At 65.5% G+C, this 11,729-nt stretch carries 8 protein-coding genes and 1 tRNA gene; 5 read left to right on the top strand and 4 right to left on the bottom strand.

Features of this window, described 5'->3' with window-relative positions; translation table 11 throughout:
* Nucleotides 1-4 precede the first annotated feature (4 nt).
* From rpsG to F7D09_RS01685, 3 genes are all read right to left on the bottom strand, one after another.
* Nucleotides 5-475, bottom strand: a complete 471-nt coding sequence (gene rpsG, locus F7D09_RS01695; protein WP_152233708.1) for a 30S ribosomal protein S7 — start codon at nucleotides 473-475, stop codon at nucleotides 5-7.
* 5 nt (nucleotides 476-480) lie between these two features.
* Nucleotides 481-852 (bottom strand): 30S ribosomal protein S12, encoded by a 372-nt coding sequence (gene rpsL, locus F7D09_RS01690; RefSeq protein ID WP_003813881.1) that lies wholly within the window; start codon nucleotides 850-852, stop codon nucleotides 481-483.
* 302 nt (nucleotides 853-1,154) lie between these two features.
* Nucleotides 1,155-1,230 (bottom strand) — tRNA-His (locus tag F7D09_RS01685).
* A 209-nt stretch (nucleotides 1,231-1,439) separates the two neighbouring features.
* Here F7D09_RS01685 and F7D09_RS01680 point away from each other — a divergent pair.
* Nucleotides 1,440-2,477, top strand: coding sequence for a threonine aldolase family protein (locus tag F7D09_RS01680; RefSeq protein WP_152233707.1), 1,038 nt, complete (start codon nucleotides 1,440-1,442; stop codon nucleotides 2,475-2,477).
* A gap of 131 nt (nucleotides 2,478-2,608) precedes the next feature.
* Here F7D09_RS01680 and F7D09_RS01675 read toward each other — a convergent pair whose 3' ends face one another.
* On the bottom strand, nucleotides 2,609-3,799 hold the full coding sequence (locus F7D09_RS01675; protein WP_152233706.1) for a glycosyltransferase: 1,191 nt from the start codon (nucleotides 3,797-3,799) through the stop codon (nucleotides 2,609-2,611).
* A gap of 281 nt (nucleotides 3,800-4,080) precedes the next feature.
* Between F7D09_RS01675 and purT the strand changes: the two genes are divergently transcribed.
* The 4 genes from purT to F7D09_RS01655 all read left to right on the top strand — a co-directional run bounded on the left by purT (nucleotide 4,081) and on the right by F7D09_RS01655 (nucleotide 11,703).
* Nucleotides 4,081-5,382, top strand: a complete 1,302-nt coding sequence (purT, locus tag F7D09_RS01670; protein ID WP_193312272.1) for a formate-dependent phosphoribosylglycinamide formyltransferase — start codon at nucleotides 4,081-4,083, stop codon at nucleotides 5,380-5,382.
* Between the two features lie 188 nt (nucleotides 5,383-5,570).
* Complete coding sequence (gene purC / locus F7D09_RS01665; RefSeq protein WP_152233704.1) at nucleotides 5,571-6,323, top strand: phosphoribosylaminoimidazolesuccinocarboxamide synthase; 753 nt, start codon at nucleotides 5,571-5,573, stop codon at nucleotides 6,321-6,323.
* A 187-nt stretch (nucleotides 6,324-6,510) separates the two neighbouring features.
* Nucleotides 6,511-10,272, top strand: coding sequence for a phosphoribosylformylglycinamidine synthase (locus F7D09_RS01660; RefSeq protein WP_152233703.1), 3,762 nt, complete (start codon nucleotides 6,511-6,513; stop codon nucleotides 10,270-10,272).
* A gap of 183 nt (nucleotides 10,273-10,455) precedes the next feature.
* The gene (locus tag F7D09_RS01655; RefSeq protein ID WP_152233702.1) at nucleotides 10,456-11,703 is read left to right on the top strand and encodes a serpin family protein; all 1,248 of its coding nucleotides are present in this window, start codon (nucleotides 10,456-10,458) and stop codon (nucleotides 11,701-11,703) included.
* Nucleotides 11,704-11,729: the final 26 nt, after the last annotated feature.

Below are 11,729 nucleotides of genomic sequence, written 5' to 3'. Positions count from 1 at the left end.
CGTATTACCAGCGGTAGTGGGCGAAGGCCTTGTTGGCCTCTGCCATCTTATGAGTATCCTCGCGGCGCTTGACAGAGGCGCCGAGACCGTTGGAGGCGTCCAGGATCTCGTTGGCGAGACGCTCGGCCATGGTCTTCTCACGACGGGCGCGGGAGAAGTCGGTCAGCCAGCGAAGGGACAGCGTGTTGGCGCGGGCCGGCTTGACCTCGACCGGGACCTGGTAGGTGGCGCCGCCGACTCGGCGGGAACGCACCTCGAGGGACGGGCGGATGTTGTCGAGGGCGCGCTTGAGGACGGCGACCGGCTCCTGGTCGGTCTTGGCCTTCACCATATCGAGCGCGGAGTAGACGATGTCCTCGGCGATCGACTTCTTGCCGTCGAGCAGAATCTTGTTGATGAGCTGCGCCACGACGGTCGAACCGTAGATCGGATCGGGCAGCACCTGATGCTTCTTGGAGGGTCCTTTACGTGACATATCTCTTACTTCGCCTTCTTTGCTCCGTACAGGGAACGACCCTGCTTGCGGTCCTTGACACCCTGGGTATCGAGCGCGCCGCGCACGATGTGGTAACGAACACCCGGCAGATCCTTCACACGGCCGCCGCGCACGAGCACGATGGAGTGCTCCTGCAGGTTGTGGCCCTCGCCCGGGATGTAGGCGGTGACTTCGATGCCGGAGGAAAGGCGCACACGAGCGACCTTACGCAGAGCCGAGTTCGGCTTCTTCGGGGTGGTGGTGTACACACGGGTGCACACGCCGCGACGCAGCGGGCTGCCCTTGAGAGCCAAAGTCTTTGACTTCTTCGGCTTGGCCTGGCGTCCCTTACGGACGAGCTGTTCAATAGTAGGCAACTTGAATTCTCCGATTCAGTGGTTTCTTCTTTTCCGTGGAGCCGCCGCACTGCGCCCACGCCCACAACCACGAATCAGTCGTAAGCAGCCACAGTCCACCGGCCCGATGGCCCGCTCGTCTCTCGCCGACCGCATTACTGCGCGCGATGCATCCGATTCGCGGGATATCCCGACCCGTCCGCCTGTCACATAAGGCGAACCGTCGGCACACACGAATATCAATACTACGGAAGCGACGGACAAACGACACGCCCGACGACCATGGCGGAACAAACAAAAAAGCCCCGGAGACCGGGGCTTGATGGGGTGGATAACGCGGCTCGAACGCGCGACCTTCTGAACCACAATCAGATGCTCTACCAACTGAGCTATATCCACCATGTGGAGCATGTCCCGGCGAACCGGAACTGCGCAACAGGTGAATACAATACAGGAAATCCACCGTGATGCAACTTCGGCGTGTCGCGCCGTTTCGGAACACATGACCGAGGCCGCGCAATGCATCCCGACGCCGGCGCTCCGTCCCGTCCGCAGCCGCTTCGCATCCCGCTTACACGACGCGATGCACACGGTGCTATGGTAACGACATGCTTTCCTTTGAGAACGACTATTCCTATGGGGCCTGCCCGCAGATCATCGACAGGCTCGCCGCAATCAACGACACCGCCTACCCGGGCTACGGCTCGGACGACCTGTGCGCCAGCGCCAAGTCCCGCATCAAGGACGCCTGCGACGCACCCGACGCCGGCGTATGGTTCCTGGTCGGCGGCACGCAGACCAACCAGACGGTCATCGACAGCGTGCTCCCCCAGTACGCCGGCGTCGTCACCGTCGAATCAGGCCATCCGAACGTGCATGAGGCCGGGGCCATCGAGGCGACGGGTCACAAGGTGATCACGCTGCCGCAGCACGACGGCAAACTGAATCCGGATGACCTCGCCTCATACTGCGAGGCCTTCTACGCCGACGACAACCATGAGCATATGGTGTTCCCCGGCATGGTCTACATCTCCCACTCCACCGAATACGGCACCATCTACACGAAGTCCGAACTCGAGTCCATCGCCGCGGTGTCGCACCGCTACGGCATGCCGCTGTATGTGGACGGGGCGCGTCTCGGCTACGCCCTGACGGCGACCGGCACCGACGTGACGCTCGCCGACCTCGCCCGCATCGTCGACGTGCTCTACATCGGCGGCACCAAGGTCGGCGCGCTGTTCGGCGAGGCGGTGGTGTTCATGAATCGCGACGAGTTCAGCCGCGCGCCGAAGCACTTCCTCACGCTCATCAAGCGGCATGGCGCATTGCTGGCCAAAGGCTGGCTGCTTGGGCTGCAGTTCGACACGCTGTTCAGCGACGGCCTGTACCTGCGCATCGCCCGGCGGGCGAACGAGGCCGCCGACCGCATCCGCGCCGCGCTGCGCGAGCGCGGGTATACGCTGACCTTCGACGCGCCCACCAACCAGATCTTCATCACCGTCGACGCGGCGACACGGCAGCGTCTGGAACGTCACGTGCGTCTCGGCTTCATGGAGAAGGCGGACGACACGCACGTCGTCGTGCGCATCTGCACCGGCTGGAGCACCACCGACGAGCAGGTCGACGAGCTGATCGCGCTGCTATAGGCGGCCTGCAACGCGCGATACGGCGACCGCACGGCCACGCCACGCACACGCACGGCACACGCAGCACACGCAACACAAGAGTCGGGTGGCATCGACGATGATGCCACCCGACCGCCCATCCGTTCACATCCTCACACGCCTTCGGCGACGGCCTCGCGCTCCATGGCCACGAACTTGGTGACCGACGCCTCGACGGAGTAATGCTCCTTCGCATGCCGCGCATACTGCGCACCCCACCGGCGCAGCTCGTCGGGATGGTCGATCCACCAGTCGATGCGCCTGGCCAGCATCGTCACGTCCCGCGCGGGGAACAACGATTCGTCAAGCAGCGCGAACTGGCTGGCCGCGCTCAGGTCGCTGGCCGCGATCACCGGCACCAGGCCGGAGGCCATGCCCTCGATGACGCTCAGCGATTCGATGTCGACGATCGACGGGTGCACGAGCAGGTCGCACGAACGCAGCAGCGCCGGCATGTCCGCGTTGCGGTGGAAGCCGATCTGCGCCTCGCGTTCGAGCAGCCGCTTGGCGCGGAACCGCAGATACCGCTGCAACGGACCGGTGCCGCAGATGACGAGCTCGATGTCCTTCGCGTGACGGCAGCGGGCGATGGCCTTGATCAGCGTGATATGGTCCTTCTCATGGGTGAGCCGGCCGGACGCGACGATCCGGAACGGCACCGGCACGGGGGCATCGGCTGCGGGCTGCCGTTTCGGCGTGAACCTCGGCACATAGCCGTTCGAGATCACATGCAGCTTCGCCTTGTAGCCATGGGCGCGCAGCTGGCCGGCGATCATCTCGGTCGGCGCGTGGATGTGACGCACATGCCGGTACAGCCAGAACCGGAACAGCGCGTACAGGAACGCCGACATGCCGGGCAGGTACTTGAGCGGCCCCGCGGAGTACATGACGTTCTCCGGCTGCAGGTGGAAGCCTGCCGTCACGGGGATCCCCATGTCATGCGCGACCTTGCAGGCCCGACGGCCGAATTTGAACGGCAGGTAGACGTGCACCACGTCCGCGCCCGCGAACGCGGTGCGGAACAGCGTGTCGCTGGGACGCGCGAACTGCATCTGCTGCTTCGCCGCCACCCAGGAGACCAGCGGGACCTTGTTGACCTTCGCCGGATATTCGGGCGCGCCGACGCCGACCAGCCGCACATGATGCCCCTGACGCTCCAGCTCGCGCGCATACTGCAGCGCCGAGTTCGAAGTGCCGTTGCCCTTGTTGCCGATGGTGTCCACGACCAGGGCGATCGTCAGCGGCGCCTCGATCTGCGGCGCCTGAGTCCGCCCGTCGTTCTCTTTCCCTCTGTTTGCGAGCATTGCATCATCGTACCGCCGACGCTCCCCCGCATCGTGTTCCCTCACCGACCTGCGCCGCCATGCGCGGCGCGCCTTCCCCCGTGTAACGTTGGCCCGGTGCAGCCCCTTCGTGCCGCCCGGTGACATCCATGATGGCATGCGCGGGCGGCGCGCACAAGCCCCACGCCATAGACGTTGTTTATGGGCCGTCATCAAGGCGGCGCCATCGCAAGAGAGGGCGCGGCCTGCGGGCCGTGTCGCCTGCGTATCCCCTCGATGGCACAATGTGCCGTATGACCCGTATGACAGCGACACAGACATCATCCACCCTCGTTGAACAGGCCGACGCGCAGCCAGCCGAAGGCCGTGTGCTCGGCACCCCGTACGGCGACCGGGCCACCCGCGTGCTGTTCCTCGGCTCCGGCGAGCTCGGCAAAGAGGTCGCCATCGAGCTGATGAGGCTCGGCGCCTGGGTGTGCGCCGCCGATTCCTATGACGGCGCGCCCGCGCAGCAGGTGGCGCATGAGCGCCGCGTGCTCGACATGGCGAACGCCGCACAGCTGCGCGCACTGATCGACGAGGTGCGCCCGGACATCATCGTCCCCGAGGTCGAGGCGATCGCCACATCCGAGCTGGCGGATGCGGCGGCCCGTGGCATCCAGGTGGTGCCGAGCGCCGGAATCGCCGCCATCTGCATGGACCGCGAACGGCTGCGCGTCCTGGCGCACGAGGAGCTGGGGCTGCCGACCACGCCGTACCGGTTCGCGGGGTCCCTCGAGGAGCTGCGCGCCGGCGCCGAGGCGGTCGGCTACCCTTGCGTGGTCAAGCCGGTGATGAGCTCGTCCGGCCACGGCCAGTCGGTCGTGCGCTCGGCGGATGGGATCGACGCGGCATGGACCGAGGCGCAGGAGGGACGCCGGGCCCACGACGAGGGAGACATCTCCCGGGTGATCGTCGAGGCGCTGGTCGACCTGGATTATGAGCTGACGGTGCTGACGGTCTCGTCGTCGGCAGGCATCGTGACCTGCGCGCCGATCGGGCAGCGGCAGCAGTCCGGCGACTACCGCGAGTCGTGGCAGCCTGCCGCGTGCGCCGAGCCGGTGCTGGCGCAGGCGAACATCATCGCGCGCGGCATCGTCGACGGTCTGGTCGCCCGCGCCCAGCAGGCAGGCGAGACCGGCTGGGGCGTGTACGGCGTGGAGCTGTTCGTGCTCAAGGACGGCTCGGTGCTGTTCAACGAGGTGTCGCCGCGTCCGCACGACACCGGCATGGTGACGATGATCTCGCAGCGGCTGAGCGAGTTCGCGATCCACGCGCGCGCCATCCTCGGCATGCCGATCACCGCTCGTCATGTGGCGATGACCCTGACGGGCGACGGCGTGGCGGCCAGCCATGCGATCGTCGTGGAAGGCGACGGCAGGGCCGAATTCTCGAACGTCGCCCGCGCGCTGATCGACCCGGGCACCGACCTGCGCATCTTCGCCAAGCCCGAGGTGCACGGCCATCGCCGCATGGCGGTGGCTCTGGCGGTCGGCGACGACGAAGCCGACGCCCGCGACAAGGCCGCCCAGGTGGCCGACGCGCTGCGCATCACGGTGCGCTGAGCGCCGGGGACGACGACCCTGCCACCGTTCCGATTGCGAGACGCCCCCGATGGGCGGCTACATGCGGCATGCGCCGCACGTGTTTTCCGACGCGTGCGGCGCATGTCGCATGTAGCCGCCCATTGCTATCCTTTTACCGTTAGTTCACCCAGAAATTCCGCCGCTCAGGCACGATTTGGAAGGCGATTATGGAGAAACTGGAAATGCTCTACCAGGGCAAAGCCAAGAAGATGTACGCGACCGACGACCCCGATGTGCTCTGGGTCGAATACATGAATCAGGCGACCGCCGGCAACGGCGCGAAGAAGGCCCAGATCGAAGGCAAGGGCAACCTGAACAACCACATCACCTCCGTCATCTTCGACCTGCTCAAGGCCCGCGGCGTGGACAGCCACTTCATCAAGCGTCTTTCCGACACCGAGCAGCTGGTGAAGAAGATGGACATGTTCCCGCTTGAGATCATCATGCGCAACACCGCCGCCGGCTCCTTCGCCAAGCGCTACGGCGTCAAGGAAGGCACCCCGCTCAAGAAGCCGATCCTCGAGTTCTGCCTCAAGTCCGATGACCTGGGCGACCCGTTCATCAACGACGACGGCATCGTGGCCCTGGGACTGGCCACCGAGGAGGAGCTCGCTGAGATCTCCCGCATCGCCCGCGCCGTGAACAAGGGCCTGCTCGACATCTTCTCGAAGATCGACGTGCAGCTGGTCGACTTCAAGATCGAGGAGGGCAAGACCTCCGACGGCACCATCCTGCTCGCCGACGAGATCACGCCGGACACCTGCCGCCTGTGGGACCTCAAGGACCACAGCGGCAAGATCGAGCACCTCGACAAGGACCTCTTCCGCCGCGACCTGGGCAACATCATCCCCGCGTACGAGGAGATCTACGGTCGCCTGGTCAAGCTGGCCGAGGCCGAAGGCGTCGAGCGCGCCGAGTGACGTTCTGGCTCCCATCGGCGGGGGCTGCCGGTCGGACACCGGCCGGGGATGACGATCCGCAAATCCTGCGGTGACCGTCCCGGACAGTGTCCCCGCAGACCCGCCAACGGGGGCCATATTCATATTCACCAGTCTTTCATCACCGCTGCAAAGCACCCCAAAGCACTTCCCAAACGAAAGGATTCCCATGGTTTTCCGCGTGTACGTGGAGAAGAAGCCCGGGTTCGACGTCGAAGCCCAGCAGCTCGCCGGCGAACTGCGCACCATTCTCGGCATCTCGGGCCTCAACGCCGTCCGCATCGTCAACCGCTACGACGTGGAGGGCATCAGCGAGGAGCTGTTCCGCCAGGCCACCCCGACCGTGTTCAGCGAGCCGCAGGTGGATGACGTGTCGGCCGACCTGCCCGACTTCGGCGACGCCACGGTGTTCGCCACCGAATACCTGCCCGGCCAGTTCGACCAGCGCGCCGACTCGGCCAGCGAATGCATCCAGCTCATCTCCCAGGGCGAGCGCCCCACCGTCCGCTCCGCCAAGGTGTATGCGCTGGAAGGCGAGCTGACGGACGCGGACGTCGAAGCCATCAAGCGTTACGTGATCAACCCTGTGGAGGCGCGCGAGGCGTCTCTGGCCGTGAAGGACACACTGAAGACCCAGGTGCCCACCCCCGGCAAGGTGGAGGTCATCAAGGGCTTCGACGAGATGGACGCCGAGGCCGGCCAGCGGTTCATCGACGAGCGAGGGCTCGCCATGGACCTCGCCGACCTGGAGTTCTGCCAGCGATACTTCGCCGAGGAAGGTCGTGAGCCCACGATCACCGAAATCAAGGTAATCGACACCTATTGGTCCGACCACTGCCGCCACACCACGTTCGGCACCGAGCTGGACGAGGTCACAATCGACGACGCGACCGTGAAGGCCGCCTTCGACAAGTATCTTGAGATCCGCCACGAGCTGGGCCGCGACGCCAAGCCCGTCTGCCTCATGGACATGGGCACGATCGGCGCGAAGTGGCTCAAGAAGAACGGCATCCTGACCGGTCTGGACGAGTCCGAGGAGATCAACGCCTGCACCGTCAAGGTGAAGGTCGACGTCGACGGCGAGGACCAGGACTGGCTGTTCCTGTTCAAGAACGAGACGCACAACCACCCCACCGAGATCGAGCCCTTCGGCGGCGCGGCCACCTGCATCGGCGGCTGCATCCGCGACCCCCTGTCGGGCCGCTCCTACGTGTACCAGGCCATGCGCGTCACCGGCGCCGCGGACCCGACCGTCCCGGTCTCCCAGACGCTTGAGGGCAAGCTCCCCCAGCGCAAGCTCGTGACCACCGCCGCTGCCGGCTACAGCTCCTACGGCAACCAGATCGGACTGGCCACCGGCCAGGTCGACGAGATCTACCACCCGGGCTATGTCGCCAAGCGCATGGAGGTGGGCGCGGTCGTGGCCGCCACCCCGGCGGACCACGTGCGCCGCGAGACCCCCGCCCCCGGCGACAAGATCATCCTGCTCGGCGGTCGCACCGGCCGTGACGGCATCGGCGGCGCGACCGGCGCGTCCAAGGCGCACAACGTCGAATCGCTCGAACTCGACGGCGCCGAGGTGCAGAAGGGCAACGCTCCCGTGGAGCGTAAGCTGCAGCGTCTGTTCCGTCGCGGCGACGCCTGCCGTCTGATCAAGCGCTGCAACGATTTCGGCGCGGGCGGCGTGTCCGTGGCGGTCGGCGAGCTCGCAGACGGCCTGTACGTGGACCTCAACACCGTGCCCAAGAAGTACGAGGGCCTTGACGGCACCGAGCTGGCGATCTCCGAATCGCAGGAGCGCATGGCCGTGGACGTGGCCGCCGAGGACGTGGACGAGTTCCTGAAGTACGCCCGTGAGGAGAACCTCGAGGCGACCGTGATCGCCACCGTGACCGAGGATCCGCGCATGGTGATGACGTGGAACGGCGACGAGATCGTGAACCTCAAGCGCTCGTTCCTCGCCTCCAACGGCGCATCCAAGCATCAGGTCGTGCACGTCGAGGCGCAACAGGGCTACGCGGTGCCGGCCGCATGGCGTTCCGGCTCGCTGGCCGAGCGCATGCACGCGCTGGTCACCGACCTCAACGTGGCGTCCAACAAGGGCCTGTCGGAGCGTTTCGATTCCACGATCGGCGCGGGCACTGTGCTCATGCCGTTCGGCGGCCGCCGCCAGCTCACCCCGAACCTGGCCATGGTCGCCAAGATCCCGGTGTTCGGCGAGACCACCACCGCATCCGCCATGGCATGGGGCTTCAACCCGTATCTCATGGAGAAGAACCAGTTCACCGGCGCGTACCTGTCCGTGGTCGAATCGCTGGCCAAGCTCGTGGCCGCAGGCTTCGAGCACGAGAAGGCGTACCTGAGCTTCCAGGAGTACTTCGAGAAGCTGCGCGACGAGCCGGAGCGCTGGGGCAAGCCGACCGCGGCCGTGCTGGGCGCGCTCATGGCGCAGATCGATCTGGGCGCCGGCGCGATCGGCGGCAAGGACTCCATGTCCGGCTCGTTCGAGAACCTCGACGTGCCGCCGACGCTGATCTCCTTCGCCGTGGCCGTGGGCAGCATGAAGCGCACCACTTCGCCCGAGTTCAAGGGCGCCGGCCACCGTCTCGTACGCATCGCGCCGCAGTATCTGGCCGACGGCCTCACGCCGGACAAGGATGCGCTGCTCGAGGCGTTCTCGCTGGTCGAGGAGCTCACCGACCCGTCGCACCACGTGGCGCTGGCCGTCTCCACCCCGGGCTACGGCGGCACCGCCGAGGCGCTGTTCAAGATGACGCTCGGCAACCGCATCGGCGTGACGCTGAACGACGGCATCTCGGCGGACGACCTGTTCGCCCCGGCCTACGGCTCGTTCATCGTCGAGCTCGCGGACAACGAGAAGGTGCCGGCCGCATCCAACCGCGTGTCCGTCGCCGAGATCGGCGTCACCACGTCCGATTACGTGTTCAAGGCCGCCGGCGAGACGCTGGACCTGAACGACGTGCAGGAGGCGTGGGAGTCCGGCATCGAGTCCGTGTTCCCGTATCGTTCCAAGAACGTGGCCGCCGCCGCTGCCGATGCCGGCAAGAGCGTCGAGGCCGTGACGTATGAGACCCCGAAGAAGACCGTGTACGTGGGCGCCCCCGTGGCCAAGCCGCATGTGGTGATCCCCGTGTTCCCGGGCAACAACTGCGAGTACGATTCGGCCGCCGCGTTCGAGCGCGCCGGCGCGGACGTGACCACGCTCATCGTGAACAACCTCACGCCGGAGGACGTGGCCAAGTCCACCGCCGCGCTGGCCGAGGAGATCGGCCGCAGCCAAATCGTGATGATCCCCGGCGGCTTCTCGGGCGGCGACGAGCCGGACGGCTCCGCGAAGTTCATCACCGCGTTCTTCCGCGCACCCGCCGTCACCGAGGCCGTGCGCGACCTGCTGCAGAACCGTGACGGCCTGATGCTCGGCATCTGCAACGGCTTCCAGGCGCTCATCAAGCTGGGCCTGGTGCCGTTCGGCGACATCGTGCCGATGACCGCCGAATGCCCGACGCTGACCTTCAACACGATCGGCCGTCACCAGAGCCGTCTGGTGCGCACGCGCGTCGCGTCGAACCTCTCCCCGTGGCTGGCGAAGACGAACGTGGGCGACGTGCACACCGTGGCGATTTCGCACGGCGAGGGCCGCTTCGTGGCCGCCGAGCCGGTGCTCGAACAGCTCAAGGCCAACGGTCAGATCGCCACGCAGTACGTGAACGAGGACGGTGTGCCCGGCATGGACCTTGACGTGAACCCGAACGGCTCGCTGCTCGCCATCGAGGGCATCACCAGCCCGGATGGCCGCGTGTTCGGCAAGATGGGCCACTCGGAGCGTAGCGGCAACGGCCTGTACGTGAACGTGCCCGGCGACAAGTACCAGCCAATCTTCGAGGCCGGCGTGGAGTACTTCACCGCGTGATCGATAAGCCGCTAAGGGGAGGGGCTGGTTTCCGGGGTCCTGCGACTCTGGAAACCAGCCCCTCCCCTTATGTCCCCTGTGCATGATTCCAGCGGCGTGAAAACCATGAACCGTCGTCCACGCACAACATACACGACGGACTGGTAGTCTGAAGGCATTGATTTATTCAAGGAGGAATGAACGATGCAAGACGACGAGAATGAAACCCTCTTCGATGACGATGACGACGACTGGACTGATGACGACTGGTGCTCCACGTTCGAATATGACGAGGATACGCCGCCGGCGCCCGAAGCACCCGAATGCGTTACGGAAGCGATTCGCCGGTTCGCCCATGCATCCGCTCCTATGTTCCTGACCGTCGACGGCAACGTGAACTACTCACCTGCATCGCTGTGGACGGCACTGGCACTTGTCGCCACCGGCGCCGCCGGCGAAACGCGACGTGAACTGGAATCCATGCTGGGTTCCGCGGACATTGGCGCAGACGACTTGGGGCTGTTCCGCGATGCGCTCAATGCCACTCGCATCCATCAGATCGCCGACTCGTTATGGGTGCATGATGGAATCGCTCTCCATGAGGACTGGCTGGACGGGATGCGCCGATGCGCCGCCGAAGTGTTCGGCCACGAACCGTTCGATCAATCCACAGGCCGGCGCATGTCAGATTGGATCGACGCGCACACCCATGGCATGCTCAAACCGGAGATCGACACGAATCCAGATGACGTTCTGGTCCTGATCGACGCGCTAGTCTCCAACGGACGTTGGCTCTGCACGTTCGACGAACAACTGACATGCCCCGAGATGTTCCACGGCGTGCGTGGTGACACTCCCACGCCTATGATGCACGACGTTTCGACCGTCACCGGATATCTGCGCGGCGATGGGTGGACCAAGGCCACCTTGCCGTTCAGCGGGTATTCGGGCGGTGTGAGTGTCATACTCCCCGATGATTCGATGTGTCTCGACCGACTTCTGCACGACAGGCTTCTGCTCGAAGATGCGCTCGACGCACCGGCCGAGAGCAGTTGGCGACGTCTGGTGGATTTGTCCATGCCACGGTTCATCACCGATTCCACGTTCGATGCCGCCTCCTTGCGAATGCGGTTGAGCGCCATGGGAATCACACGCGCATTCGACCCTGATCTGGCGGATTTCTCCGACATGTCCGACAATCCGCTGCACATCGGGCAGGTCATTCAGGAGACACGCATGGAGGTCACCGAGGAGGGCGCGAAGGCTGCAGCATACACCATGATTCGCGTGCTCGCAGCCGGAGCGCCGCCGGAACCCGATACGACCGTGACCGTGCGTGTGGACCGCCCCTTCATCTACACGCTTTACGCCAATCTGCCTGGCTCCAGTCACACGATTCCCCTGTTCCTCGGCATCCTGCGCGACCCGGAATCCCCTGAAACGGAGCTATAGCCGCCGGCGCGGCGCCTCGCGGACAC

The organism is Bifidobacterium leontopitheci (assembly GCF_009193355.1).
GTDB lineage: Bacteria > Actinomycetota > Actinomycetes > Actinomycetales > Bifidobacteriaceae > Bifidobacterium > Bifidobacterium leontopitheci.
Note: the sequence above shows the minus strand (reverse complement) of the source record. Positions and strands in the feature narration are given on the sequence as shown.

What these genes read in the sequence shown, in the direction of transcription:
- F7D09_RS01660 (WP_152233703.1), top strand. Translation starts at nt 6,511, where the DNA reads ATGGTTTTCCGCGTGTACGTGGAGAAGAAGCCCGGGTTCGACGTCGAA.
- purC (WP_152233704.1), top strand. Translation starts at nt 5,571, where the DNA reads ATGGAGAAACTGGAAATGCTCTACCAGGGCAAAGCCAAGAAGATGTAC.
- F7D09_RS01680 (WP_152233707.1), top strand. Translation starts at nt 1,440, where the DNA reads ATGCTTTCCTTTGAGAACGACTATTCCTATGGGGCCTGCCCGCAGATC.
- purT (WP_193312272.1), top strand. Translation starts at nt 4,081, where the DNA reads ATGACAGCGACACAGACATCATCCACCCTCGTTGAACAGGCCGACGCG.
- rpsG (WP_152233708.1), bottom strand. Translation starts at nt 475, where the DNA reads ATGTCACGTAAAGGACCCTCCAAGAAGCATCAGGTGCTGCCCGATCCG.
- F7D09_RS01675 (WP_152233706.1), bottom strand. Translation starts at nt 3,799, where the DNA reads ATGCTCGCAAACAGAGGGAAAGAGAACGACGGGCGGACTCAGGCGCCG.
- F7D09_RS01655 (WP_152233702.1), top strand. Translation starts at nt 10,456, where the DNA reads ATGCAAGACGACGAGAATGAAACCCTCTTCGATGACGATGACGACGAC.